This window comes from Hydrogenophaga sp. RWCD_12 (genome assembly GCF_046604225.1).
GTDB lineage: Bacteria > Pseudomonadota > Gammaproteobacteria > Burkholderiales > Burkholderiaceae_C > Hydrogenophaga.
This window is the reverse complement of sequence record NZ_JBKIXC010000004.1, coordinates 59,345-83,476: the sequence shown is the minus strand read 5'-3', so window position 1 is coordinate 83,476 and position 24,132 is coordinate 59,345. Positions and strand designations below refer to the sequence as shown.

The window sequence follows — 24,132 nt, the reverse complement described above, 5'->3', positions numbered from 1 at the left end:
TCACAACGGCCGGTTGTCGTCGGGGTCCGGCGCCCGGCGCTGCGGGGCCAGCAGCAGCACACTGGCCACCGGCCACAACGCGCCTTCGATCACTGGCGACAGGAAATAGGTCCAGCCCGGGAAACCGGCGCCGGCCACCAGGCGCACCAACAGTTCCAGCAAGTGCGCAGCAGCGAACAGCGGCAGCACCTGGATCGCCTGCGTCGGCACATCGAACCAGAGCAGGCGGCGGTGCATGAAGACCGAGGCATAGCCCAGCACCGTGTAGGCCAGCGCGTGCTGGCCCAGCAGCGCGCCCTGCTGCACGTCCATCAGCAGGCCGAAGGCGAAGGCCACGCCGACCCCGATGCGCAATGGCTGGTGCACGCTCCAGAACACCAGGGCGACCGCGAGCAGGTCGGGCACCCAGGCAGAGCGGCCCCACAGCCCCATGTTCATGAGGATGTTCATCAGCAGCGCCGCCAGCAGGCTGCCCCAGATGAAGACCGGGTTGGCGGGCAGCAGCAGCTGCTGCCCCGGACGCATGATCATGGCGTCCTCCTGCGCTTGGGCGCCGGTGCGGACGGCTCGGCATCGGGATCCTTCTCGCCGTTCTTGGCCGCCGCATTCTGCGGTGCGGGGACGGTCGGCAGACCCTGCCCGACAGGGTCGAGCACCAGCACGTGCAGCGATCCATGCATGCGAGCCACCGGCACGCAACTGATGCGGGTGAAGGAGGTTTCGGCGCGGCGCTCGACCTTGGTGATGCGGCCCACGGGCAGTCCCGGCGGATAGACGCCATCGACACCGCTGGTGGTCAGCAGGTCGCCTTCATTGATGTCGGCGTTGGCCAGCGTGTAGCGCAGCTCCAGGCCGTCACCGTCGGGGCCCGGCTGCCCGTAGACCACGTTGCGCACGCCGGTGCGGCTGTTGAGCACCGGGATGGCCTGGTCGCGGTCGATCAGCATGGTCACTTCGGACACCAACGGATAGACGCGCGTGACCTGGCCGAGCACTCCCTGGTCGTCGATGACCGGCGAGCCGGGCAGGATGCCGTGGGTCTGTCCGCGGTCGATCACCACCTTGCGCGAATACGGATCAGCGGCGTCGTAGAGCACCTGTGCGCCGGTGGCTTTTGCATTGATGCGCGGGCGCATGTCGAGCAGTTCGCGCAGGCGCTGGTTCTCCAGCGTGAGCTGTTCGACCTGTTGCGCCCGTTCGGCCTGCGTCGCCAGCTGCTGGCGGGCCTGGGCCTCATTCTGCTGGGCCGTGTGCAGGCTGGTGAAGTATTCGCCCGCGTGGCTGGCGGCATCGATGGGCTGGAGCACCAGCCACTGCACCGGATAGAGCGCGGTGGCCAGCACGGCGCGCAGCGGAGTGGTGACGCGAAAACGCGCGTCCGCCACCATGAGGAACAGCGCGATCGCGCTGAACACCATCAGCTTGGACAGCGCCGACGGACCCTGCTTGAAAAACGGGGGAGGCGTTCGGTCCAGGGTGCCCAGTGGCATGTCGGGTCGGGCAGTGTGGGCAGGCGCCAGGGCGCCGGCCGGGGATTACTCGCTGGTGAAGATGGTGCCCAGGCGCTCCATGCGCTCCAGGGCCATGCCGCAACCGCGCACCACGCAGGTCAGCGGCTCTTCGGCCACCAGCACCGGCAGGCCGGTTTCTTCGGCCAGCAGGCGGTCCAGGTCGCGCAGCAGCGCGCCACCGCCGGTCAGCATCATGCCGCGCTCGGCGATGTCGGCACCCAGCTCGGGCGGCGTCTGTTCCAGCGCGCTTTTGACCGCCGAGACGATGCTGTTGAGCGGGTCGGTCAGGGCTTCGAGGATTTCGTTGCTGGAGATGGTGAAGCTGCGCGGCACGCCCTCGGAGAGGTTGCGGCCCTTGACTTCCATTTCCTTGACTTCGGAGCCGGGGAAGGCCGAGCCGATGTTCTTCTTGATCGCTTCGGCGGTTGGCTCGCCGATCAGCATGCCGTAGTTGCGGCGGATGTAGGCAATGATGGCATCGTCGAAGCGGTCACCGCCGACGCGCACGCTGCCCTTGTAGACCATGCCGCCCAGCGAGATGACACCGACTTCCGTCGTGCCGCCGCCGATGTCGACCACCATGGAGCCCGAGGCGTCGGACACCGGCAGTCCGGCGCCGATGGCCGCGGCCATCGGTTCTTCGATCAGATAGACCTCGGAAGCGCCGGCGCCCAGGGCCGATTCGCGGATGGCGCGGCGCTCGACCTGGGTCGAACCGCAGGGCACGCAGATGATGATGCGCGGGCTCGGCTTGAACATCGAGCGCGGGTGCACCATTTTGATGAACTGCTTGAGCATCTGCTCGGTGACGGTGAAGTCGGCGATCACGCCGTCTTTCATCGGACGGATGGCCTCGATGTTGCCGGGCACCTTGCCCAGCATGGCCTTGGCTTCGTGGCCCACGGCCTGGATGGTCTTCTTGCCCTGCGGGCCACCTTCGTGTCGGATCGAGACCACCGAGGGTTCGTCAAGGACGATACCCTTGCCGCGGACATAGATCAGGGTGTTGGCGGTGCCAAGGTCAATGGCCAGGTCGGTCGAGAAACTCCGACGGAACGCTTCAAACATGGTGCAAAAAATCCTGTGGGGCACGACCGCCGCTTCGGGGGGCCGTCGCCGTGTGCTGTTCGGGGTGAAATCCGGTTAAGTCTTTGATTCAGCGACAAAAACGGCCCGAGAGGCGGTCGGGGTCGCCAAACCTTGGATAATACCGTATCCCCTGTGCATAACTGCGCCGAACGGGGCCGAAATCATCTCTTTACAGGCGGTTTCCGCCGCGCGGGCTTCCCCGGAAGCCTGTTTCTTTCGACTTACACCGATCCCATTCCGTCATGTCCCTGACCCTGACCGACATCGGCCGCATCGCCAACCTGGCCCGGCTGGAAATGCCGCCGGCCCAGGCCGAGCGCATGCTCACCCAGCTCAACGGCTTTTTTGACATCGTCGAGCAGATGAACGCGGTGGACACCACCGGCGTCGAGCCGCTGGCCCATCCGACCGCCGTGATCGACCATGTCAGCTTGCGCCTGCGTCCGGACGTGGCCAGCGAACCCAACAACCGCGAGGCCAACCAGAAAAGCGCGCCCGCCGTCGAGCGCGGCCTGTTCCTCGTGCCCAAGGTGATCGAATGAGCGCCAAACAGATTCATGAGATGGGCGTGGCCGAACTGGCCGCCGCCATCGCCGACAAGAAGACCTCTGCCGTTGAAGCCGCTCAGACCCTGCTGGCGCGCGCCAAACAGCACCAGAACCTGGGCGCCTACCTGGCCTTCAACGAAGACCTGACGCTGGCGCAGGCCAAAGCCGCCGATGCGCGCATCGCAGCCGGTGAGCGCGGTCCGCTGCTGGGCGTGCCGCTGGCGCACAAGGACATCTTCGTCACGCAGGGCTTCCCCAGCACCGCCGGCAGCAAGATGCTGGAGGGCTACCAGAGCCCGTTCGATGCCACCGTGGTCGCCAACCTGGCCAGGGCCGGCGCCGTGACGCTGGGCAAGCTCAACTGCGACGAGTTCGCCATGGGCGGCAGCAACGAGAACTCAGCCTACGGCGTGGCCCGCAACCCCTGGGACGCCGAGCGCGTGCCGGGTGGCTCGTCGGGTGGTTCGGCCGTGGCTGTGGCCGCGCGTCTGTCCCCCGCGACCACCGGCACCGACACCGGTGGCTCCATTCGCCAGCCGGCCAGTTTCTGCAACGTCACCGGCATCAAGCCGACCTACGGCCGCTGCTCGCGCTACGGCATGGTCGCCTTCGCCTCCAGCCTGGACCAGGCGGGACCAATGGCGCGCAGCGCCGCCGACTGCGCCACGCTGCTGACGGCGATGGCCGGCCCCGACATCGACCGCGACTCCACCAGCCTGGACCACCCGGCCGAGGACTACACCCTTCTGCTGGGCCAGCCGCGCGAAGGCGCCAGCGCCGCCCAGCCGCTCAAGGGTCTGCGCATCGGGTTGCCGAAGGAGTTCTTCGGCGAAGGCTGCGCGCCCGACGTGGTCGCCGCCGTGCGCGCCGCGCTGGCCGAGTACGAGAAGCTGGGCGCCACGCTGGTCGACATCTCGCTGCCGCGCACCGAGCTGTCCATTCCGGTCTACTACATCATCGCGCCCGCCGAAGCATCGTCGAACCTGAGCCGCTTCGATGGCGTGAAGTTCGGCCACCGCGCGGCGAAGTTCGACGACCTGACCGACATGTACAAGAAGTCGCGCAGCGAAGGCTTCGGTCCTGAAGTGCAGCGCCGCATCATGATCGGCACCTATGTGCTCAGCCACGGCTACTACGACGCCTACTACCTCAAGGCGCAGCAGATCCGCCGCCTGATCGCGCAGGACTTCCAGCAGGCCTTCACACAGTGCGACGTGATTGCCGGCCCCGCTGCACCCACCACCGCCTGGAAGATTGGCGAGATGAGCGACGACCCGGTCGCCAACTACCTGGCCGACATCTTCACGCTGCCCGCGTCGCTGGCCGGCCTGCCCGGCATGAGCGTGCCGGCGGGCTTTGGTGCGGGCCACCTGCCGGTGGGTCTGCAGCTGATCGGCAACTACTTCAAGGAAGCCGAGCTGCTGCAAGCCGCACACGCTTTCCAGCAGGCCACCGACTGGCACACGAAGACGCCGGAGGGCTTCTGAACATGAGCGAGAAAAAACAAGCTTCCCTGCTGGTGCAAGGCTACGAAGTCGTGATCGGCTTCGAGACGCACGCCCAGCTGGCCACGAAGAGCAAGATCTTCAGCCGCGCGCCCACGGCCTTCGGTGCCGAGCCCAACACGCAGGCTTGCGCGGTGGATCTGGCGCTGCCGGGCACGCTGCCGGTGATGAACCGCGAAGCGGTGGCGCACGCCATCCGCCTCGGGCTCGCGCTGGGCTCGCACATCGCCGAGCAGAGCGTGTTTGCGCGCAAGAACTACTTCTACCCCGACCTGCCCAAGGGCTACCAGATCAGCCAGTTCGAAATCCCGGTGGTGCAGGGTGGCGAGGTGAGCTTCTTCCTGGGCGACGAGAAGAAGACCGTGCGCCTGGTGCGCGCGCACCTGGAAGAAGACGCGGGCAAGAGCCTGCACGAGGACTTCATCGGTCAGTCGGGCATCGATCTCAACCGCGCCGGCACGCCCCTGCTGGAAATCGTGACCGAGCCCGACATGCGCTCCAGCGCCGAGGCCGTGGCCTATGCGAAAGAGCTGCACAAGATCGTGACCTGGATCGGTGTCTGCGACGGCAACATGCAGGAAGGCAGCTTCCGCTGCGACGCCAACGTCTCGGTGCGCAAGCCGGGCGCGCCGCTGGGCACGCGCCGCGAGATCAAGAACCTGAACTCGTTCAAGTTCATGCAGCAGGCGATCGACTACGAGATCCGCTGGCAGATCGAGCAGATCGAGGACGGCTTCGAGATCCAGCAAGCCACAGTGCTGTTCGACCCCGACACGGGCGAGACGCGCGCCATGCGCACCAAGGAAGACGCGGCCGACTACCGCTATTTCCCCGACCCGGATCTGCCGCCGCTGGTGATCGCGCGCAGCTGGGTGGACGAGGTGAAGGCCGCGATGCCCGAGCTGCCGCGCCAGATGGCCGAGCGGCTGGTGCAGGCCTACGGTCTGCCCGAGTACGACGCGACCACACTGACGCAGAGCCCGGCGATGGCGGCCTACTTCGAGACGGCGGCCAAGGCCAGCGGTCAGGCCAAGATGGCCAGCAACTGGATCATGGGCGAGGTCTCGCGCCGCCTGAACAACGAAGAGAAGGACATCGCCCAGGTGCCCGTCAGCGCCGACACGCTGGCCGCGCTCCTGAAGCGCATTGCCGACGGCACGGTGTCCAACAACGCAGCCAAGCAGGTGATGGATGCGCTGTGGGCCGGCGAGGGTCAGGACGTGGACGCCGTCATCGAATCCAAGGGCCTCAAGCAGATGAACGACTCGGGCGCGCTCGAAGCCATCATCGACGAGGTGATGGCCGCCAACGCGCCCATGGTCGAGCAGTTCCGCGCCGGCAAGGACAAGGCCTTCAACGCGCTGGTGGGCCTGGTCATGAAGGCCAGCAAGGGCAAGGCCAATCCGCAGCAGGCCAACGACGTGCTCCGGCAGAAGCTGCAAGGCTGAGCGCACGCCACCGCAGAAAAGCAAAAGGCCCGCGACGCGGGCCTTTTGTCTGGGGAAGGACGGTCAGGGCTTGATGCCGTAGGTCCAGAGCATCTTGAGCTTGGCCAGTTCTTCGTCAAAGCGGGCGTTGATGCGCTGCTTCTCCAGCGACTGCTCGCCCAGGAACCGGTTCTGCACCTGCACCTGCTGGGAGTTGTCATCCAGCTTGCGCTGCAGCCAGGCCGGGGCCTTTTTCGGGTCGCTCTGGTAGAACTCCAGTTCGAGATCGATGTCGCGCCGCTGCTTGGCCAGGGTGTCGACGCGCTTCTTCACCGCATCGATCACATCGTCGATCTGCTTGAGCGCTTCCACCCGTTCCTTGTCGTGCACCCCTTGGTTGGGGTAGCGGATCAGCAGCGCCTTGTCGCGCCGCTTCTCTTCGGCAACGCGCGCCTTCTCGGCGTCTTCGACCCTGCGCTGCGCCTCCAGCCTGGCCTTCTCTTCGGCGGTATAGCTCGGCGGCACCACGCGCTTGACCGTGCCGGAGTTGCCCAGTTCCTTCTGCTCGCGATCGAGGCAGTCGACGATCGGGCGGTCCGAGGTCAGGCGCCGGCCCTTGCTGTCGATGCAGCTGTAGATGCCGCCCTGGTTCTTGATGTCCTGCGCCCAGGCAGGAGCTCCCAGCACCAGCGCCAGCAGGCCGGCACCGGTCAGGCGCAGGCAGCGGGGTGAAGCGGCGAAGGTCAGGGGACGGGTCAATGCAGTTCTTTCTCAGGCGACGCCATAGCGTTCGCGGTAAGCCAGCACGCGGTCGCGGTGCTGGTTCAGTTCGGCTCCCGTGTGTCCCGACAGATACTGCAGCAAATCCGAGAGCCTCGCAATGGCGCAGACCTGCAGACCGAGCTCGCGCTGCACATACTGCACGGCACTGTGGTCCACATCCCTCACGTTGCCGTCGGCGGTTTTCTCGGTGGCTTTCTCCTGCCGGTCCAGCGCGATGGCGACGGCGTGCGCCGTGGCGCCGGCGGCCTGGATCAGCGCAATCGACTCGCGCGCTGCGGTGCCGGCACTCATGACGTCGTCGACGATCAGCACCCGGCCCTTGAGCGCGGCGCCGACCAGCGTGCCACCCTCGCCATGGTCCTTGGCTTCCTTGCGGTTGTAGGCAAAGGGCACGTTGCGGCCCAGTCGGGCCAGCTCGATGGCCACGGCGGCACCCAGCGGAATGCCCTTGTAGGCGGGGCCGAAGATCATGTCGAACTCGATGCCGCTCGCGATCAGGGCCTGTGCATAGAATTGCGCGAGCCGACCCAGCTTGGCGCCGTCGTCGAAGAGGCCGGCGTTGAAGAAATAGGGCGACAGGCGCCCGGCTTTGGTCTTGAATTCGCCAAAGCGCAGCACGCCCGAGTCCACACAGAACTGCACAAATTCCTGCGCCAGCGAATCACCTTGTTGTGTGGTGGTTGCCGCGCCCGTATCCAACGACATGGGGACTTCCTTGTTCAAACTGACCAGCCTCAACCTCAACGGCATCCGTTCGGCCAGCAACAAAGGGCTGGAATCCTGGCTCGCGGGGCACGCGCCCGATTGTATTTGCGTGCAGGAGGTCAAAGCCCAGGCGGCGGATGTGAGTGGCCGCTTCGAAGAGATGGTGGGGCTCAAGGGTCACTTCCATTTCGCGGAAAAGAAGGGCTATTCCGGCGTCGCGGTCTACACGCGGCACGCGCCCAGCGATGTGGTGACCGGCTTTGACGGCGGCGAGTTCGACGCCGAGGGCCGCTGGGCCGAACTGCGCTTTGACACGCCCAAGCGCAAGTTCTCGGTCATCAGCGTGTATTTCCCCAGCGGCTCGTCCGGCCCCGAGCGGCAGGAAGCCAAGTACCGCTTCCTGGACCTGATGTACCCGCACCTGATGGCGCTGAAGAAGAAGCGCGATTTCGTGATCTGCAGCGACGTCAACATCGCCCACCAGAACGCCGACCTGAAGAACTGGCGCAGCAACCAGAAGAACAGCGGCTTCCTGCCCGAGGAGCGCGCCTGGATGACGAAGCTGCTGAACGAGGGCGGACTGGTCGATGTCTACCGCCAGCTGCAGCCGGACACGACGGACACCTGCTACACATGGTGGAGCAACCGGGGCCAGGCCTACGCCAACAACGTTGGTTGGCGGCTGGACTACCACCTGGCCACGCCCGCCATCGCCGAAACCGCCCGCAGCGAAGCGATCTACAAGGGCGAGAAGTTCAGCGACCACGCCCCGATCACGATCGAGTACGACTTCAAGCTCTGATCAGCTGGAGTTCAGGCGGGCGCGCCCTGCGGCACGTCGCGCGGGTGAAACGCAGAATCCTGGGCGAGCGCTTCAAACAGCTCGCGTTCGCGCCCGGTGAGGGTGGCGGGCACGTCGATCTGCACCACCGCATAGAGGTCGCCCGCCGCGCGGCGGCCGTTGCCCAGGCCGCGCCCGCGCAGCCGCAGCTTGCGGCCCGAGCGCGTGCCCGGTGGCACGGTGAGCAGCACTGGACCGTCCAGCGTGGGCACCTCGGTCTGCGTGCCCAGCGCCGCCTCCCAGGGCGAGAGCACGAGGTCGAAGGACAGGTCCTGGTGGTCGGTGCGGAAGACGCGGTGCGGCGCCAGCGTGATGTGCAGGTAGATGTCGCCATCGGCGCCGCCGTGCTGGCCCTTGCCGCCCTGGCCACGCAGTCGCAGCTTCTGGCCGTCGTGCACGCCGGGCGGCACGGTCACTTCCAGCGTGCGTTCGTGGCCGCCGTCGTCCAGGCTCAGGTGCACGGAGCGCCCGTGGTGGGCGTCTTCGAGGCTGATGCGCACCGAGGTGTCGAAGTCGCGTCCGTTCCTGGGCTGCGGACCATGGCGCGCATGGCGGCCCCGGCCCATGGCCGCCAGCAAGGCTTCGATGTCCATCTCTTCGAAGGCCGACCCGTTGGTGGCGTGGTCCTGGCCCCACTGCGGCGGTGGTGAAAACGGTTCGCCGGCCGGGTGCTGGTCCCGCGCGTCGTAGGCGGCGCGCTTTTCGGGGTCTTTCAGCGTGGCGTAGGCCTCGGCCACTTCCTTGAAGCGCGCCTCTGCACCCGGCGCCTTGGACATGTCCGGGTGGTGTTCGCGGGCGAGCTTGCGGTAGGCCTTCTTGATGGCGTTCAGGTCCGCATTGCGGGGCACGCCGAGGGTGGCGTAGTGGTCCTGGTCGTTCACGAGCGGCTCCTGGCGCACGCTGAACCCCCGGTCGCACGGAGAGCGCTGGGTGGTGTCGGCATGCGCCAGCAAATCACGCAGACCCGGGAGGGTCTGTGCGCTGGCGAACCAAGCGCACCGTTGCGGTCACCAGAGCTTGGCGCGGTCCTTCGGGTCCAGCCACATCGGATCGCCCGGGCGGATGTTGAAAGCCTTGTAGAAGCCCGGTTCGTGCTGTGCCGGCGCGTAGGCGCGGTAGTTGCCTGCGGCGTGCGCGTCGGTGGCGGTCACCTGGCGCAGGTAGCCTTCGCGCGCCTTGTCCGACCACATCTGGGCCCAGGAGACGAAGCAGCGCTGCTGCTGGGTCAGGCCGTCGATCACCCGGTTTTCCTTCGGGTGCGCCTTGAGGTACTTCTGCAGCGCGTTGTAGGCGAATGCGATGCCGCCGACGTCGGCCAGGTTTTCGGTCACGCCCAGCGCGCCGTTGGCATGCAGGCCCGGCAGCACCTGGTAGGCGCTGGCCTGCTTGACCAGTTTTTGGGCTTGCTCGACGAACTTCACCTCGTCGTCCTTGACCCACCAGTTGCGCGCGCGGCCGATCTCGTCGTAGAGGCGCCCGCCGGAGTCGAAGCCGTGCGTCATTTCGTGGCCGATGACGGCGCCGACACCGCAGAAGTTGATCGCGGGGTCGGCCTTGGGGGTGTATGCCGGCGGCTGCAGGAAGGCGGCGGGGATTTCGATGCCGTTGCGCAGTGGGTTGTAGCCGGCGTTGACGACGGTGGGCAGGGTCCTTTCGGGGATCGAGAAACCGTCTTCCTTGATCGGGCCGCCCCAGCGGCCGAGGTCGCGGCGGGCCCGGAACTCGGTGAGGCGCTCCAGGTTGCCGAAGTAGTCTTCGGGCCGGACGTCCACCGTGCGGTGGTCGATCCATGCGTCCGGATAGCCGACGGTGATCTTCACCTTGTCCAGCTTGTACAGGGCCTGCTTGCGCGTGGCCGGCGTCAGCCAGGTGTTCCTGGCCAGCCGGGCGCGGAACTCTGCGCGGACCATGCCGACCATCTGCTCCACCTCGCGCTTGGACTGCGCGCTGAAGTGCTTGTCGACATAGAGCTGGCCCAGCGGGTGCCCGAGCTTGCCGCCGATGGTGCCGAACACCTGGTTGGCGCGGGGCGGGAGTTCGAAACCCTGGCCATAGATCAGGCGGGTCAAGGCCAGGCCGGGCTGCCCGAACTCCGGGGAGAGGCCGCCCAGGCTGCGGCGCAGGTATTCCCACTTGAGCAGCGACTTGAGCTGGTCGACGCTGAGATCGGCCAGGAAGGCGTTGCGTTCGGCCATGGCTTTGGTTTCGATCGCGGTGATCTGCGCCGGGGGCTGGATGCCGAGCACGCCGAAGTAGGCGTCCCAGTTGAAGCCGGGGGTGAGCGCCTTGACCTGCGCGAACGGCATCTCGATGAAGCGCTTGTCCGGGTCGTTGCGTTCCACCAGCGGCTGGCGCACCTTGGCCACGCGGGTCTCCAGCGCCAGCACGGTTTTCGCAGTGGCAGAGGCCTCTTCGGGTGTGGAGCCCGCCATCACCATCAGGTCGGTCACGTACTGCACGAGACCGTCGCGCATCTTGGCGGACTCGGGCTTGAGGTAGTCCTCGAAGTTGGTCAGCACCAGTTCTCCGTCGCCCACCACGGCGATGTACCGTGTCTTGTCGCGAATGCCGGGGGAGATGGTGGCGCCCATGACCAGCAGGTCGTTGGTCACCAGCGAGAGGCGGGCCAGTTCGCGCACGGCGCCGTCGCGGTCCTGGATCGCGGCAATGCGGTCGAAGGCCGGCTTGAGGGGCGCCGCCCCGAGGGCCTTGAGCCGCTCGAGGTCCATGCCGGCGGTGTAGAGCGCACCCACCTGCTGCAGCGGGCTGCCCTTGGGGGCCGAAGCGGATTGCGCAGCCGCGTCTTCCACCAACTTTTTCAGCACGTCGTCGGTGCGTTTCATCATCAGGTCCAGACCCGAGATGCGGACGCGGTCGGCGGGGATCTCCAGCGCGTCGTGCCACTTGCCGGCGGCGTAGCGGGTGAAGTCCTTGCGCGGATCGACCGAGGGATCCATCTTGGTCGGCGAGAAAGCGAGCGGGAAGCCGAAGGTCGAAGCGTCCTGGGCCAGGGCGGCGCCCGTGGTGAGGGCCATCGTGACGGCCACGGCGATGCTGGTGCGGTGAATCATGGGTGAACTCCCTGTGTTGGTGGTTTATTCGGTGACGATGGGGCCGCTGGTGCCGGCATCGAAGTCGTTCCAGACGTCTTCGCCCTGCAGGCGGCGGTCGCCCTGGATGGTGAATTGCAGCTTGCCGCTGCGGAAGACCAGTGCGCCGTCGCTGCGCTTGGTTTTCACGGCCTTGCCGTTGACCCAGACACGCTCTTCGGCGTCGATGCGGATGGTCGCGACCGTGCGGCCATCGGCGGACGTGGCGACCCACTGGCCGGCGTAGGGTGTCTTGGTGGAGGCGGTTGCTGCTGCAGGTTCTGCAGGTGCTGCGGAGGCGGGGGCCGGGCCAGCACCGTTGCCGAAGCCTGCCTTGGCGTTCTCGGCCTTGCTCTTGCGGATGTCGCAACCCTGCAGCTCGGTCACCTGCGTGCAACCGGAGCGTTCCAGCTGTTTGGCGTAGGTGCTGTTGATCGCGTGGGCCGGCGTTGCCGCGAGCAGGGGAATCACCAGCGGCAACAGGCGTGCCAACCGCAACGGGCTGCCTGCTGTCGCGCGGGAATGGACCTCAGGTTGTGGTTTTTTCCTGACCATGCGCACACCTCCATGAGCAATTTCTCATGAAAGTATGGCGCGACTGAGACAGATCGGGAAGGCCGGCCGACGGATTCGCACCACGGCCCTGTGACAAAGGCCCATGGCCTCCGGGCCGGTGCCAGCGATGACCGGCTAGGCGTGGGTGCCGAGGTCGAACCGGGCCACGGCGCCGGTCAGGGCCAGTGCCTGCTGGCGCAGGCTGGCGCTGGCGGCGGCGCTTTCCTGCACCAGGGCGGCGTTCTGCTGCGTCACCTGCTCCATTTCCTGGATTGAGCGGGCCACCTCCGAGACGGCGCGACCCTGCTCGGAACTGGTGGACGCGACGTCCGACATGGCTTCCATCACCCGCAGCGTGTCGGTCACCACCTCGTCCATCGCGCTGCGCGCCTGCTCCACCAGCGCCGAGCCCTGGTCGACGCGGTCCACGCTGCCCGAGATCAGGCCTCGGATGTCCTTGGAGGCTTCGGCGCTGCGCTGGGCCAGGTTGCGCACCTCGGCCGCCACAACGGCAAAACCGCGCCCCTGTTCGCCCGCGCGGGCGGCCTCGACCGCCGCGTTGAGCGCGAGGATGTTGGTCTGGAAGGCAATGCCGTCGATCACGCCGATGATGTCGGCGATCTGGCGCGACGAGTGCTGGATGTCGTGCATGGTGTCGACGAAGCGGCCCACGAGTTCACCGCTCTTGCGCGCGCTGTCGCTGGCCAGCCGTGCCTGCTCGGTGGCGCCGCGGGCGCCTTCGACGTTGTGGTTGGCCGACGAGGTCAGCTCTTCGGCGGCGGCCGAGGTGTGCGCCAGCGCGTCGGACTGTGCCGAAGTGCGGTGGGCCAGGTTGTGACCGCCCGATTCAATCTGCGAGCAGGTGTCTTCGACCGAGTGGGCGTGCTCGCGCACCTCGCTCACGACCGTGCGCAGGCTGGCCTGCATGTCGGCGGCGCAGGCCATCAGACTCTCGGTATCGCCGGACTTGAGGCGGATGTGCGAGCCCAGATTGCCGGCGCCGATGCGCTGCATCAGCTTGACCGCAAAGCGCGGCTCGCCGCCGATCTGCGCGTACACCGTCAGCACGATCCAGACCGCGAAGCCGGTGGCGACCAGGGTCGCCAGCGCACCGCCGATCAGCATCACACGCTCGATGCCGACGACCTGCTGGAGGTCCTGCTCCACCGACTGGCGGGCGCCCGCCAGCAGGGTTTCCCGCAGCGCCTCGATCTGCGTGGAGATCACCTCGCTGGTCTGGTCGAAACCGGGCTGGCCGTTGCTGCCCTTCATCAGGCGGTTGCCGGCCTCCAGCCCGTCGCGCATGTAGGCCTCGGCCATCGTCTTGCCGCTGTCGTAGAAGGTGACGAAGGCCTTGTCCATGCTGTCCAGGGCCGCGATGTCCTTCTGGTCACCTGCGGCGGTCAGGATGGTGCGCACTTCCTTGCTGGCCGTCTGGTAGTTCTTCAGCGCCTCTTCGGCCTCGGCATAGGCCGCCGGGTCGTGGGTGGCGGAAACGTCGGTGAGGAACTGCTGCACCTCCGAGCGCGACAGGTTCATGCGCTCCACCGCCAGCACCAGCGGCAACTCCGTGACGCTGAATTCGCGCACCCCATGTTCCAGGCGGGCGACCAGCTGGGCCACCAGCACCATCGTGGCGAGAAACAGCGCCACGACGGTCGCAAAGCCGACGCCGAGCTGGGTCTTGAGACTGAGATTCTTGAGCATGTGGCAACCCTGAGACGCTGTGGGTGGCACCTGTTTGGTGCCGTTAAGAGTTCTTAAGCTTGTCGGCCGCGCCCGGGGAGACTTGAGGTTTGAAGTGCCTCGGATCGATACTTTCGCGGCCGCAGCGGATCGCCGTCGCAGTATGTCGTTCCGGTGGTTTTGTCGATGCGTCGAAAAGCGCCGGCCTTCAGGCTTTTCCGGGGGCTTTCCGGCCTGTGCGGGCCGGGCGCCGCGGCCGCTGACAATACGGCCCATGCTGTACTACCAGACCATCCCCGTCACCGCCTTCGCCCAGAACTGCTCGATCGTCTGGTGCGACCAGACCCAGGACGCCGCCGTGATCGACCCGGGCGGCGAACTCGACCGCATCGAAGCCGAGGCCCGGCAGCTGGGTGTGACGCTCAAGGCCATCTGGCTCACCCACGCCCACATCGACCACGCCGGCGGCACGGCCGAACTCGCCGAGCGGCTGCAACTGCCTATCATCGGCCCGCACCCGGGCGACCAGTTCTGGATCGACGGCCTGCCGCAGCAGAGCAAGATGTTCGGCTTCCCGCCCGCCGGCCACTTCACGCCGACCCGCTGGCTGGCCGACGGCGACACGGTGCAGATCGGAAACAGCACGCTGCACGTGCGCCACTGCCCGGGCCACACCCCCGGCCACGTGGTGTTTCACTCCCCCGAAATCCAGCGCGCCTTCGTCGGCGACGTGCTGTTCGCCGGCAGCATCGGCCGCACCGACTTCCCCCAGGGCAACCACGCCCAGCTGATTGCCAGCATCAAGGAACGGCTCTGGCCGATGGGCGACGACACCGTGTTCATCCCGGGCCACGGGCCGGAGAGCACGTTTGGCGAGGAGCGGCGGTTCAATCCTTATGTGGGGGAGCGGTGATCACCCCTTCCGCGCCGCCTCATACAAGCCCTGCACCTTCGGCACATTCGCCTGCAGCTGCTTGATCCGCTCCGGTCCGCTCGGGTGGGTGGAGAGGAAGGCGATGCCGTTGCCGCCGCCGGCCTTGGCCATCTTCTGCCAGAGGCTGACGCTGGCGGTGGGCTGGTAGGCGGCGCGGGCGGCGAGCTCGAGGCCGACGAGGTCGGCCTCGCTTTCGTCTTCCCGGCTGAATTTCAGGGTCAGCAGCTGTGAGCCCATGTCGGCGGCCAGTGCGCCCCAGTTGCCCAGGCCCAGCAGTTCGGCACCCAGGCGCAGGCCGAGGTTGGTGGCGCTGCTCTTGGCCATGCGTTCGCGGGCGTGCTCGCGCAGCGCGTGGGCCATTTCGTGGCCCATGATCATCGCGGCCTCGTCGTCGGACAGCTGCAGCTTCTGCAGGATGCCGGTGTAGAAGGCGATCTTGCCGCCGGGCAGGCAGAAGGCGTTGATCTCGTCGCTGTTGATCAGCGCGACCTGCCATTTCCAGTCCTTGGCGCGCGGATTCCAGGCGCTGGCGAACGGGATGATCTTTTTGGCGATCGTGTGCAGGCGCTGGGTCTGCGGGTGGTTCTGCGGCACCAGCGCGTTCTTGGCCTGGGCCTCCTTGACGGTGGTGACGAACTGCTGGGCGCCAATCTGTTCGATCTGGTCGGCCGGGATCAGCTTGCGCATGCCAGATGCCTTGCCGACCTCGACCTGGCCCATCGCCGGGGCCGCCGCGGCGGAGGCCGCTGCGAGCAGGAAGCCGCGTCGGGCCTGCCAGGGGCCGTGACTGGCAGGTTCAGAAATCGGGTCGGCCGCCGGGGTGGCGGCGCGTTGTTTGAGGTCGCAGAGGAAGCACATGGTCCAATAATAGGCAAAGGGCCTGTCGCCCGCATCCGGGCCACGGGCCCGCCCCTTGCATGAACGAGTCTTCCGTCACACCCGCGTCGGCCGCGGAAAGCGCCGCCGCGGGCCACAAGCCCGGCTGGGGCGAGACCTTCAAGGCCTATCTGGAACCCGCCAGCCTGCGCATGTTCGCGCTGGGGTTTTCGGCCGGGCTGCCGCTGCTGCTGGTACTGGGCACGCTGAGCTTTCGCCTGCGCGAGGCCGGGCTGGACCGCACCACCATCGGCTACCTGAGCTGGGTCGGGCTGGCCTATGGCTTCAAGTGGGTCTGGTCACCGCTGGTGGACCGGCTGCCGATTCCGCTGCTGACCCGCGCGATGGGGCGGCGGCGCAGCTGGCTGCTGGTGTCGCAGTTGCTGATCATGGTGGCGCTGGCCGGCATGGCGGTGTCCGATCCGCGCAGCGGGCTGGACACGGTGGTCTGGTGTGCGCTGGCGGTCGCCTTCGCTTCTGCCACGCAGGACATTGCGCTCGACGCCTACCGCATCGAGTCCGCGGACGCCGCGCACCAGGGCACGCTGGCCGCGACCTACCAGACCGGTTACCGGCTGGCGATGATCTGGGCCGGCGCCGGCGTGTTGTGGCTGGCGGCGCGGGCCGAGGTGGCGCCCGTGGCGCAGGCCGCCGTTGCTGCGGCCGAGGCAGTGAAGCCCGCCCCGGGCGCGCTGTACCAGAACGCCGCCTGGACCACGGCCTACCTTGTCATGGCGGCAAGCATGCTGGTCGGCGTGGTGACGGTGCTGTTCTCGCGCGAGCCGGCGCAGGTGGTGCTGCCGCCCAGCCGCAACGCGGCCGAGTGGTTCAAGGGCGCTTTCGTCGAGCCCTTTGCGGATTTCCTGAAGCGCTACGGCACACACGCGCTGCTGATCCTGGCGCTGATCGGCGTCTACCGCATCAGCGACGTGGTGATGGGCATCATGGCCAACCCGTTCTACGTCGACATGGGTTACACCAAAGACGAGGTCGCGGCGGTCACCAAGATCTACGGCGTGATCATGACCCTGGTCGGCGCGTTCATTGGCGGTGCGCTGTCGCTGCGCCTGGGGGTGATGCGGGTGCTGATGCTGGGCGCTGTGCTGTCGGCCGCGAGCAACCTGCTGTTTGCCTGGCTCGCGCACCACGGCCACGACGTGACGGCGCTGATCGCCGTGGTCTCGGCCGACAACCTGAGCGCGGGCGTGGCCTCGGCGGCGTTCATCGCCTACCTGTCGAGCCTGACCAACGTCAGCTATTCGGCGACACAGTACGCGCTGTTCAGCTCGATGATGCTGCTGGCGCCCAAGTGGCTGGCGGGCTATTCGGGCGCCTTTGTCGACGCCTACGACTACCCGACCTTTTTCACGGCGACTTCCTTGATGGGCCTGCCGGTGCTCATACTCATCTGGCTGGCCACGCGAATTGACTCCCCCCCGCGCAGCACCTGATGGCGCGTCACCCCCTCAGGGGGCAACACCTGCGGCCCGGCAAAGCCGGTTCCACGGTGTTCACGACGAAGTCAGCGACCGCAGTTGTCTGGCCAGTTCGGCTTTCTGCACCTTGCCCAGCGCGGTGCGCGGCAAGGTGTCCAGGCGTACCCAGCGGCGCGGCCACTTGTAGCGCGCCAGCCGCCCGTCGAGGAAGGCGCGCAGTGGCGCCTCCCAGTCTTCGTCGGCGGTTTGCGGATCGCGCAGCACTACGACCGCGACCGCGACCTCGCCCCAGCGCGTGTCCGCCTGCCCGACCACGCTGCATTCGGCGACCGCCGGGTGGGTGGCGATCAGGTTCTCGATCTCGGCTGGGTAGATGTTCTCGCCGCCGGAGATGATCATGTCCTTGGCGCGGCCGACCACCGAGTAGCTGCCGTCCGTCGCCTGCTGCGCGAGGTCGCCGCTGTGGAAAAAGCCCTCGGCGTCGAGCGCTGGCTTGTCGGGCCAGTAGGTCGTCACCACGTTGGGAGCGCGCACGCAGATCTCGCCCACATGACCCGGCGCGACCGGCGTGCCTTGCGGGTCCAGCAGCCGGATCTCGACGCCCGGTGCCGGCCAGCCGCAGGAGCCGATGTGCGACGCCGACCAGTCGGGTGGCAGCGCGATCGAGAAAGGCCCGGTCTCGGTGCTGCCGTAGACATTGCTGACCGGCACACCGCGGGCCATGAATGCTTGCAGCGGCTCGGGCGGCAGCACGCTGGAACCGGCCCACACCGTGCGCAGGCAAGAGAGGTCGGTGCGGGCCCATTCGGCGTGCGCGGTCAGCGCCTGCAGCGTGGCGGGCACCTGCAGTGTCAGGCTCGGCCGGTCCTGCGCGATGGCGCGCAGTGTGGCCGTCGGATCGAAGCGGGTATGCAGCAGCACGCGGGCACCAACCGACAGTGCCGGCAGGGTCTGGATGCACAGGCCGCCGACGTGGAACAGCGGCAGCACGGTCAGCACCGTATCGTCGGCCGTCATGCCCTGCACCTGCGCGGCCATCGCCATGTTGGCCAGCAGGTTGCCCTGCGTGTGCACCGCCGCTTTCGGCGTGCCCGTCGTGCCGGAGGTGTAGACCAGCAGGGCGGGCTCTGCCAAGGCGTTCGCGGTGGAGGCTGGCATTTTGTGCTTTGCGTCCGCTGCTGACAGCGTGTCCTGTGGCACCACCGACGGACGGCCCGAAACGCCCAGCGCGCGCGCCGCCTCGGCGAAACCCGCGTCGTGCACCAGCAGCCGGGGCGTGCAGTCGGCCAGCACCGCGGTCCATTCGGCGGCGGCCAGCCGGTGGTTCAGCGGCACCAGCACGGCACCGAGCCGGCCGAGCGCGAACAGGGCGGCGATCTGCAGCGGGTGGTTCAGGCCCAGCCAGGCGACGCGGTCACCGCGCACCACACCATGGGCCACCAATCCGGCGGTCAGCCGGTCGGCCAGCGCCAGCAGTTCGCGGTAGCTCAGGATGCCGCGGGCACCGCTGGCCGGGTCGAGGTGATCCAGGGCAATCGCGTCCGGTCGCTCCTGCGCACGGCGCTGCAACAGTTCGTGAAGCGACGGGGCGGGCAGGGCGGGGGCGGTGGGCGCAAACATGCCGCCAACTTTACGTGAGGGATGCAAAGGCTTCACGCGCGTGCGCGACGATGGTCGGCCTCCTCGGGGGGCACCGACCTCTCTCGATACACTGGCCCCATGAACGCTCCGACCCCCACCCGCCTCCTCATGATCGAAGACGATGCGCGTCTGGCGCAGATGGTCACCGAGTACCTGGCCCAGTCCGGCTACGCGGTCACGCACGCGCCCGACGGCGAGCGGGGTCTGGAGCAGCTGCCGCTGCTGCAGCCTGAGCTGGTGATCCTGGACCTGATGATGCCGGGGATCGACGGGCTCGAGGTGTGCCGCCGCATCCGTTCGCTGCCCAACGGCAACGCCAAGGTGCCGGTTCTGATGCTGACCGCCAAGGGCGATCCGATGGACCGCATCATCGGCCTGGAAATCGGCGCCGATGACTATCTGCCCAAGCCCTTCGAGCCGCGCGAGCTGCTGGCGCGCATCCGCGCTGTGCTGCGCCGCCGCGGCGACGCCAATGCGGCCGCGGCCACGACCCGCGCGACGCCGGTGCTGCGTTTCGGTTCGCTGGAGATCGACCGCGACGCGCGCACCGTGCAGGTGGCTGGTGCGGCCTGTGACCTCACGTCGTACCAGTTCGACCTGCTGGTGGCGCTGGCCGAGCGCGCTGGCCGGGTGCTCACGCGCGACCAGATCATGGAAGCGGTGCGTGGGCGTGAGCTGGAGGCGTTTGACCGCAGCATCGATGTGCACATCGGCCGCATCCGCAATGCCATCGAGGCCGACAGCAAGGAACCCAAGCGCATCCTCACGGTGCGCGGCGTGGGCTACGTGTTCGCGAAGCAGCAGGAATGAACAGCCTCGGCCAGAAACTCTACCTGCGCATCTGGCTGGCCGTCGTGGCGGCCGTGGCGGTGCTCACCCTGGTGGTGGGCTGGCTCTGGCAGATGGCGCTGGACAGCGACCGCGCGGAACGCGATGCTCGGATGGCGCGCGAGATCGTGCTGCGCAACGGCGCCGGTGAAGTGGTTGGCGAAGCGCCGGCGCAGGCGATCCGGGTGCCGGGCCAGGGCCTGGAGTTCCAGGTGCAGATGAAGGACGGGCAGACGCTGTACATCCAGCTGCCGCGACCGAACCGACCGCCCGGCGCGCCGGTGGGGGCACGGCGTGGCCTGTTCGGCCTGCAGGACCCGTTCGGATTCCTTTGGCTGCTGGGGCTGGTCGCGCTGGCCGTGGCCCTGGGCGCCTACCCGATCGTGCGTCGCCTGACCAAGCGGCTGGAGGCTCTGCAACGCGGCGTCGAGCGCTGGGGGCAGGGCGATCTGAGCACGCGCCTGCCGGTCAGCGGTCGCGACGAGATCGCCTTTCTCGGCGAGCGCTTCAACGCCGCCGCCGAACGCGTGCAGTCGCTGATGCTCTCGCACAAGACCTTGCTGGCGAACGCGTCGCACGAGCTGCGTTCTCCACTGGCGCGCATCCGCATCGGGCTGGAACTGCTGGGCAACGATCCGGCGCGCGCCGCGCAGCGGGCGGAGGTCGCGCGCAACATCGACGAACTGGACCAGCTGATCGACGAGATCCTGATGGCCAGCCGGCTGGACCTGCGCGATGCCAATGAGGCCTCGGCGCTGGGGCCGACCGAAGAGGTCGACCTGGTGGGGCTGGCGGCCGAAGAGTGCGCACGCACCGGCGCCGAGCTGGATGTGGCCGAGGGCATTTCCCCGGTGCTGGTGCAGGGTCATCCCAAGCTGCTGCGGCGCCTGTTGCGCAACCTGCTGGAGAACGCGCGGCGCTACGGCCATCGGCCGGGTGCCACCGGTCCTGCCGAGCCCGCGCACCTGGTCATTGATCGTGGTGCCGGCGCGACAGGTGTTCCGGTGTTTCGCGTGTGTGTCGAGGACCAGGGCCCGGGTGTGCCGCCCGAACTGCGGGAGCGCATCTTTGAACCGTTCTACCGCCTGCCCGGTGCCAGCGAAAGCGTGGGCGGCGTGGGGCTGGGCCTCTCTCTGGTGCGTTCGATCGCGATCCGGCACCACGGCAACGTGCGTTGCGAAGACCGTCCCGGCGGAGGCGCACGGTTCGTGGTCGAGCTGCCGATGTAACTACCTGTAAATAGTGTTCGATAGCGAACTGTGCAATTTGTCACGCTTACGTACGGCCCGAGGCATTTTGTGGTGAGTTGCTGCCTGTTTGCCGGGCGAATTGCAACAAAGGACCACATTTCTCCCCCAAACAGGGGATGGTCGAAACAGATGCCGCAACGCACAATTTGCCGGTTGCTGTCACAACATTCATCGCAACGGCGGGGCCGTGTGGTCCCGCCCGTTGCCACAGTACCGATCTCCCAACGACGTCCTTCCAAGGACTTCAAAGCCACCGCAAGGTGGCTTTTTTTTGCGCTGTCGCTGCTGATCAGTGACTGTGAGCGACCACTTCGCCGGCCTTGAGCTTGTACACGGTGCCGCAATACGGGCAGCGCGCTTCGCCGGTCTTGGCCACGTCCAGGTAGACCTTGGGGTGGCTGTTCCAGAGCTTCATGTCCGCCTTGGGGCTGGGGCAGAACACGCCGCCCTGGTGGTTCAGATCGGCGGCGGCGAGTTCGACAAGCATCTTGCTCATGGCGTGTTCCTTCAGACCTTGGCGAGCCAGTGGGCGTACTTGGGATTGCGGCCGTTGACGATGTCAAAGAACGCGCTCTGAATCTTCTCGGTGATCGGGCCGCGGCTGCCGGCGCCGAGCTCGATGCGGTCGAGCTCGCGGATCGGGGTCACTTCGGCGGCGGTGCCGGTGAAGAAGGCCTCGTCGGCGATGTAGACCTCGTCGCGGGTGATGCGCTTCTGGATGATTTCCAGGCCCAGGTCCTTGGCAATGTGGAACACCGTGTTGCGCGTGATGCCGTTGAGCGCGCCGGCCGACAGGTCGGGCGTGTAGATGACGCCGTTCTTGATCACGAAGATGTTCTCGCCAGCGCCTTCGGAGACGAAGCCCGAGCTGTCCAGCAGCAGCGCTTCGTCGTAACCCTCGTCGGTCACTTCCATGTTGGCCAGGATGGAGTTGGTGTAGTTGCTCACCGCCTTGGCCTGCGTCATGGTGATGTTGACGTGGTGGCGGGTGTAGCTGGACGTCTTGACGCGGATGCCGCGCTTGAGGCCCTCTTCGCCCAGGTAGGCGCCCCAGGCCCAGGCCGCGACCATCAGGTGGATGGTGTTGCCCTTGGGGCTGACGCCCAGCTTCTTGTCGCCGATCCAGGTCAGCGGGCGCAGGTAGCAGGATTCGAGCTTGTTCTCGCGCACCACGGCCTTCTGGGCCTCGTTCACTTCTTCCTTCGTGAACGGCAGCTTCATGCGCAGGATCTTGGCGCTGTTGAACAGGCGGTCGGTGTGTTCTTCGAGGCGGAAGATGGCGGTGCCGTCGGCGGTCTTGTACGCGCGAACACCTTCAAAGGCGCCGCAGCCGTAGTGCAGGGTGTGGGTCAGCACATGGATCTTGGCGTCGCGCCAGTCGACCATCTGGCCATCCATCCAGATCTTGCCGTCGCGGTCGGACATCGAGGGAATCACGGGGCTCATGCGGGGTCCTTTATGGGATTTGTCGGTCAGCCCGCAATTTTACGGCGCCCCTCGCCGACCTCACTGGTCGCTGGCGGGGCGGGAAAGCTGCCAGTCGGTGAGCTTGCCGCCGGCGAAGCTGGCGGTGACCGAGGAGTCGCTGCCGTCGGTCCAGCGGTAGCGCTCGGGCTGCTCGCCCTCGGCCGACAGCCGCTCGCCGATCGAGCGCGTCATCGCGATCACGTGGAACAGCGTCGCACCGGGTTTGAGCTTGGCGTTGAGCATCACGGCGCTGGCGACCGAGCCGATGGGGCGCTTGGCGGCGCGCTGCATCACGGTCATCAGCCGCGTGACGTGCAACAACAGCCACATCACCAGACCGCCGCCGACGGCGGCGATGCCGGGCCAGCCGTAGCTGCGCCAGGCGACAGCGAGCAGACCGACGATCAGGACGGGAATGGCGAGGCGCTGGAAGTTCATGCCCAGATTGTCGGTGCGCTGCGGCCGCGCACGATGACGGTTTCCGCGTATGCGCGGGCTTCGCCGGCAGATGCCGTGGAACCGGCTTTGCCGGGCCACTGGCATCGCCCCCCGAGGGGGTGACGCCGAAGGCGGCGCGGGGGGTCAAGCCAAACTTCGCGCCAGTTCCATGGCTTCCTCGATGCGCTCGACCGCGTGAATGGTCAGGCCCTCGAAGGCCTTGTCGTTGCGCTTGGGCGCGTTGGCCTTGGGCACGACCGCGACCGAGAAGCCCAGCTTGGCGGCTTCCTTCAGGCGCTCCTGGCCGCGCGGCGCCGGGCGCACTTCGCCCGCCAAGCCGACTTCGCCAAATGCGATGAATCCCTTGGGCAGGGCCTTGCCGCGCAGGCTGCTGGTGATCGCGAGCATGACGGCCAGGTCGGCCGCCGGCTCGCTGATGCGCACGCCGCCGACCGCGTTGACAAACACGTCCTGGTCCATGCAGGCCACGCCCGCGTGGCGGTGCAGCACCGCCAGCAACATGGCCAGGCGGTCGCGGTCCAGGCCCACGCTGAGACGCCGCGGCGACGGGCCGCCGCTGTCGACCAGCGCCTGGATTTCCACCAGCATCGGCCGCGTGCCTTCCAGCGTGACCAGTACGCAGCTGCCGGGCACCGGCTCGGCGTGCTGGGAGAGAAAGATCGCGCTGGGGTTGCTCACCCCCTTGAGGCCGCGCTCGGTCATTGCAAAGACGCCGATCTCGTTGACGGCGCCAAAGCGGTTCTTGATCGCACGGATCAGGCGGTAGCTCGAATGCGTGTCGCCCTCGAAATACAGCACCGTGTCGACCATGTGCTCCAGCACGCGCGGACCAGCCAGCGCTCCTTCCTTGGTCACGTGTCCGACCAGCACGATGGCGGTGCCACTGGCCTTCGCGGCGCGCGTCAGGTGGGCCGCGCATTCGCGCACCTGCGCCACCGAACCCGGCGCGCTCGTGAGCTGCTCGGAGTACACGGTCTGGATCGAGTCGATCACCGCGATGGCGGGCTGTGTGTGGGCGAGTGTGGCGAGGATCTTTTCCAGCTGGATCTCGGCCAGCACGCTGACCTGTGAGCCGTCCAGCCCGAGCCGGCGCGAACGCAGCGCGACCTGGGCGCCGCTTTCTTCACCGGTCACGTAGAGCGTCTTCTGGCCGGCGCGCTGCAGCGAATCCAGCGCCTGCAGCAGCAGCGTGGACTTGCCGATGCCCGGGTCACCGCCGATCAGCACCACGCCGCCTTCCACGATGCCGCCGCCCAAGACCCGATCCAACTCGTCGTGACCGGTGGGCGTGCGCTGCACGTCGGTGGCTTCGATGTCGGCCAGTGTCGTGACCTCTGCCGTCTTGGCCAGCGAGGCAAAGCGGTTCTTCGCCGGTGCCGACGACTCGGCCACCGATTCGATCAGCGTGTTCCAGGCGTTGCAGTGCGGGCACTTGCCCAGCCAGCGCGGGCTGGTGCCGCCGCATTCGTTGCAGGTGAATTGGGTCTTTTCCTTGGCCATCC

General features: G+C 67.4%; 23 protein-coding genes. 8 read left to right on the top strand and 15 right to left on the bottom strand.

Annotated features, from left to right (window positions below; all coding sequences use genetic code 11):
* Genes mreD through ACLIJ1_RS15770 form a run of 3 tightly spaced genes read right to left on the bottom strand, consistent with a single transcriptional unit; the run spans position 1 to position 2,579 of the window.
* Positions 1–531: a rod shape-determining protein MreD gene (gene mreD, locus ACLIJ1_RS15780; protein ID WP_411366491.1), complete on the bottom strand. Its 531-nt coding sequence runs from the start codon at positions 529–531 to the stop codon at positions 1–3.
* Positions 528–1,490, bottom strand: a complete 963-nt coding sequence (gene mreC / locus ACLIJ1_RS15775; RefSeq protein WP_411366490.1) for a rod shape-determining protein MreC — start codon at positions 1,488–1,490, stop codon at positions 528–530. The genes mreD and mreC overlap by 4 nt, the downstream gene beginning before the upstream one ends.
* A gap of 45 nt (positions 1,491–1,535) precedes the next feature.
* The gene (locus ACLIJ1_RS15770) at positions 1,536–2,579 is read right to left on the bottom strand and encodes a rod shape-determining protein (protein ID WP_066256228.1); all 1,044 of its coding nucleotides are present in this window, start codon (positions 2,577–2,579) and stop codon (positions 1,536–1,538) included.
* Between the two features lie 263 nt (positions 2,580–2,842).
* Here ACLIJ1_RS15770 and gatC point away from each other — a divergent pair, with 263 nt between their 5' ends.
* The 3 genes from gatC to gatB are packed head-to-tail and all read left to right on the top strand — an operon-like array spanning position 2,843 to position 6,101.
* Positions 2,843–3,142, top strand: coding sequence for an Asp-tRNA(Asn)/Glu-tRNA(Gln) amidotransferase subunit GatC (gene gatC / locus ACLIJ1_RS15765; protein ID WP_066256225.1), 300 nt, complete (start codon positions 2,843–2,845; stop codon positions 3,140–3,142).
* A complete protein-coding gene (gene gatA, locus ACLIJ1_RS15760; RefSeq protein WP_411366489.1) occupies positions 3,139–4,635 on the top strand; it encodes an Asp-tRNA(Asn)/Glu-tRNA(Gln) amidotransferase subunit GatA in 1,497 nt (498 codons plus the stop codon). Before gatC ends, gatA begins: the two co-directional genes overlap by 4 nt.
* Before the next feature lie 2 nt (positions 4,636–4,637).
* Positions 4,638–6,101, top strand: a complete 1,464-nt coding sequence (gatB, locus tag ACLIJ1_RS15755) for an Asp-tRNA(Asn)/Glu-tRNA(Gln) amidotransferase subunit GatB (RefSeq protein WP_411366488.1) — start codon at positions 4,638–4,640, stop codon at positions 6,099–6,101.
* 63 nt (positions 6,102–6,164) lie between these two features.
* Here gatB and ACLIJ1_RS15750 read toward each other — a convergent pair whose 3' ends face one another.
* A complete protein-coding gene (locus ACLIJ1_RS15750; protein ID WP_411366487.1) occupies positions 6,165–6,839 on the bottom strand; it encodes a DUF4124 domain-containing protein in 675 nt (224 codons plus the stop codon).
* A gap of 12 nt (positions 6,840–6,851) precedes the next feature.
* Positions 6,852–7,568, bottom strand: a complete 717-nt coding sequence (gene pyrE / locus ACLIJ1_RS15745; RefSeq protein WP_411366486.1) for an orotate phosphoribosyltransferase — start codon at positions 7,566–7,568, stop codon at positions 6,852–6,854.
* 10 nt (positions 7,569–7,578) lie between these two features.
* On the opposite strand from pyrE, the gene ACLIJ1_RS15740 reads away from it, so the two are divergent.
* A complete protein-coding gene (locus ACLIJ1_RS15740; protein ID WP_411366485.1) occupies positions 7,579–8,370 on the top strand; it encodes an exodeoxyribonuclease III in 792 nt (263 codons plus the stop codon).
* Positions 8,371–8,381: 11 nt separating this feature from the next.
* Here the strand turns inward: ACLIJ1_RS15740 and ACLIJ1_RS15735 are convergent, their stop codons facing one another.
* The 4 genes from ACLIJ1_RS15735 to ACLIJ1_RS15720 form a co-directional block, all read right to left on the bottom strand.
* Complete coding sequence (locus tag ACLIJ1_RS15735; RefSeq protein WP_411366484.1) at positions 8,382–9,290, bottom strand: DnaJ C-terminal domain-containing protein; 909 nt, start codon at positions 9,288–9,290, stop codon at positions 8,382–8,384.
* A gap of 126 nt (positions 9,291–9,416) precedes the next feature.
* Positions 9,417–11,480: a M13 family metallopeptidase gene (locus ACLIJ1_RS15730; protein ID WP_411366483.1), complete on the bottom strand. Its 2,064-nt coding sequence runs from the start codon at positions 11,478–11,480 to the stop codon at positions 9,417–9,419.
* Positions 11,481–11,504: 24 nt separating this feature from the next.
* Entirely contained in the window at positions 11,505–12,053 is a 549-nt protein-coding gene (locus tag ACLIJ1_RS15725) for a hypothetical protein (RefSeq protein WP_411366482.1), read from the bottom strand.
* A 135-nt stretch (positions 12,054–12,188) separates the two neighbouring features.
* Entirely contained in the window at positions 12,189–13,760 is a 1,572-nt protein-coding gene (locus ACLIJ1_RS15720; protein WP_411366481.1) for a methyl-accepting chemotaxis protein, read from the bottom strand.
* A gap of 253 nt (positions 13,761–14,013) precedes the next feature.
* On the opposite strand from ACLIJ1_RS15720, the gene ACLIJ1_RS15715 reads away from it, so the two are divergent.
* Positions 14,014–14,652 carry an MBL fold metallo-hydrolase gene (locus ACLIJ1_RS15715; protein ID WP_411366480.1) on the top strand — a complete coding sequence of 213 codons (639 nt, stop codon included), beginning with the start codon at positions 14,014–14,016 and terminating at the stop codon, positions 14,650–14,652.
* Here ACLIJ1_RS15715 and ACLIJ1_RS15710 read toward each other — a convergent pair whose 3' ends face one another.
* On the bottom strand, positions 14,653–15,531 hold the full coding sequence (locus tag ACLIJ1_RS15710; RefSeq protein WP_411366479.1) for a M48 family metallopeptidase: 879 nt from the start codon (positions 15,529–15,531) through the stop codon (positions 14,653–14,655). It abuts the gene before it with no gap.
* A 59-nt stretch (positions 15,532–15,590) separates the two neighbouring features.
* Here ACLIJ1_RS15710 and ACLIJ1_RS15705 point away from each other — a divergent pair, with 59 nt between their 5' ends.
* Positions 15,591–17,000: an AmpG family muropeptide MFS transporter gene (locus ACLIJ1_RS15705; protein ID WP_411366478.1), complete on the top strand. Its 1,410-nt coding sequence runs from the start codon at positions 15,591–15,593 to the stop codon at positions 16,998–17,000.
* 60 nt (positions 17,001–17,060) lie between these two features.
* On the opposite strand, the gene ACLIJ1_RS15700 is transcribed toward ACLIJ1_RS15705, so the two are convergent.
* Positions 17,061–18,605: a class I adenylate-forming enzyme family protein gene (locus ACLIJ1_RS15700; protein ID WP_411366477.1), complete on the bottom strand. Its 1,545-nt coding sequence runs from the start codon at positions 18,603–18,605 to the stop codon at positions 17,061–17,063.
* Positions 18,606–18,704: 99 nt separating this feature from the next.
* On the opposite strand from ACLIJ1_RS15700, the gene ACLIJ1_RS15695 reads away from it, so the two are divergent.
* Both ACLIJ1_RS15695 and ACLIJ1_RS15690 read left to right on the top strand, forming a co-directional pair.
* Positions 18,705–19,436: a response regulator gene (locus ACLIJ1_RS15695; protein WP_411366476.1), complete on the top strand. Its 732-nt coding sequence runs from the start codon at positions 18,705–18,707 to the stop codon at positions 19,434–19,436.
* On the top strand, positions 19,433–20,683 hold the full coding sequence (locus ACLIJ1_RS15690; protein WP_411366475.1) for a sensor histidine kinase: 1,251 nt from the start codon (positions 19,433–19,435) through the stop codon (positions 20,681–20,683). Before ACLIJ1_RS15695 ends, ACLIJ1_RS15690 begins: the two co-directional genes overlap by 4 nt.
* 310 nt (positions 20,684–20,993) lie before the next feature.
* Here ACLIJ1_RS15690 and ACLIJ1_RS15685 read toward each other — a convergent pair whose 3' ends face one another.
* From ACLIJ1_RS15685 to radA, 4 genes are all read right to left on the bottom strand, one after another.
* Positions 20,994–21,200 (bottom strand): zinc-finger domain-containing protein, encoded by a 207-nt coding sequence (locus ACLIJ1_RS15685; protein ID WP_411366474.1) that lies wholly within the window; start codon positions 21,198–21,200, stop codon positions 20,994–20,996.
* 11 nt (positions 21,201–21,211) lie between these two features.
* Positions 21,212–22,150, bottom strand: coding sequence for a branched-chain amino acid transaminase (locus ACLIJ1_RS15680; RefSeq protein ID WP_411366473.1), 939 nt, complete (start codon positions 22,148–22,150; stop codon positions 21,212–21,214).
* A 60-nt stretch (positions 22,151–22,210) separates the two neighbouring features.
* Entirely contained in the window at positions 22,211–22,609 is a 399-nt protein-coding gene (locus ACLIJ1_RS15675; protein ID WP_411366472.1) for a glycerate kinase, read from the bottom strand.
* Positions 22,610–22,753: 144 nt separating this feature from the next.
* The gene (radA, locus tag ACLIJ1_RS15670) at positions 22,754–24,130 is read right to left on the bottom strand and encodes a DNA repair protein RadA (protein WP_411366471.1); all 1,377 of its coding nucleotides are present in this window, start codon (positions 24,128–24,130) and stop codon (positions 22,754–22,756) included.
* Positions 24,131–24,132: the final 2 nt, after the last annotated feature.

What these genes read in the sequence shown, in the direction of transcription:
- mreD (WP_411366491.1), bottom strand. Translation starts at nt 531, where the DNA reads ATGATCATGCGTCCGGGGCAGCAGCTGCTGCTGCCCGCCAACCCGGTC.
- mreC (WP_411366490.1), bottom strand. Translation starts at nt 1,490, where the DNA reads ATGCCACTGGGCACCCTGGACCGAACGCCTCCCCCGTTTTTCAAGCAG.
- ACLIJ1_RS15770 (WP_066256228.1), bottom strand. Translation starts at nt 2,579, where the DNA reads ATGTTTGAAGCGTTCCGTCGGAGTTTCTCGACCGACCTGGCCATTGAC.
- gatC (WP_066256225.1), top strand. Translation starts at nt 2,843, where the DNA reads ATGTCCCTGACCCTGACCGACATCGGCCGCATCGCCAACCTGGCCCGG.
- gatA (WP_411366489.1), top strand. Translation starts at nt 3,139, where the DNA reads ATGAGCGCCAAACAGATTCATGAGATGGGCGTGGCCGAACTGGCCGCC.
- gatB (WP_411366488.1), top strand. Translation starts at nt 4,638, where the DNA reads ATGAGCGAGAAAAAACAAGCTTCCCTGCTGGTGCAAGGCTACGAAGTC.
- pyrE (WP_411366486.1), bottom strand. Translation starts at nt 7,568, where the DNA reads ATGTCGTTGGATACGGGCGCGGCAACCACCACACAACAAGGTGATTCG.
- ACLIJ1_RS15730 (WP_411366483.1), bottom strand. Translation starts at nt 11,480, where the DNA reads ATGATTCACCGCACCAGCATCGCCGTGGCCGTCACGATGGCCCTCACC.
- ACLIJ1_RS15725 (WP_411366482.1), bottom strand. Translation starts at nt 12,053, where the DNA reads ATGGTCAGGAAAAAACCACAACCTGAGGTCCATTCCCGCGCGACAGCA.
- ACLIJ1_RS15720 (WP_411366481.1), bottom strand. Translation starts at nt 13,760, where the DNA reads ATGCTCAAGAATCTCAGTCTCAAGACCCAGCTCGGCGTCGGCTTTGCG.
- ACLIJ1_RS15715 (WP_411366480.1), top strand. Translation starts at nt 14,014, where the DNA reads ATGCTGTACTACCAGACCATCCCCGTCACCGCCTTCGCCCAGAACTGC.
- ACLIJ1_RS15710 (WP_411366479.1), bottom strand. Translation starts at nt 15,531, where the DNA reads ATGTGCTTCCTCTGCGACCTCAAACAACGCGCCGCCACCCCGGCGGCC.
- ACLIJ1_RS15705 (WP_411366478.1), top strand. Translation starts at nt 15,591, where the DNA reads ATGAACGAGTCTTCCGTCACACCCGCGTCGGCCGCGGAAAGCGCCGCC.
- ACLIJ1_RS15700 (WP_411366477.1), bottom strand. Translation starts at nt 18,605, where the DNA reads ATGTTTGCGCCCACCGCCCCCGCCCTGCCCGCCCCGTCGCTTCACGAA.
- ACLIJ1_RS15695 (WP_411366476.1), top strand. Translation starts at nt 18,705, where the DNA reads ATGAACGCTCCGACCCCCACCCGCCTCCTCATGATCGAAGACGATGCG.
- ACLIJ1_RS15690 (WP_411366475.1), top strand. Translation starts at nt 19,433, where the DNA reads ATGAACAGCCTCGGCCAGAAACTCTACCTGCGCATCTGGCTGGCCGTC.
- ACLIJ1_RS15685 (WP_411366474.1), bottom strand. Translation starts at nt 21,200, where the DNA reads ATGAGCAAGATGCTTGTCGAACTCGCCGCCGCCGATCTGAACCACCAG.
- ACLIJ1_RS15680 (WP_411366473.1), bottom strand. Translation starts at nt 22,150, where the DNA reads ATGAGCCCCGTGATTCCCTCGATGTCCGACCGCGACGGCAAGATCTGG.
- ACLIJ1_RS15675 (WP_411366472.1), bottom strand. Translation starts at nt 22,609, where the DNA reads ATGAACTTCCAGCGCCTCGCCATTCCCGTCCTGATCGTCGGTCTGCTC.
- radA (WP_411366471.1), bottom strand. Translation starts at nt 24,130, where the DNA reads ATGGCCAAGGAAAAGACCCAATTCACCTGCAACGAATGCGGCGGCACC.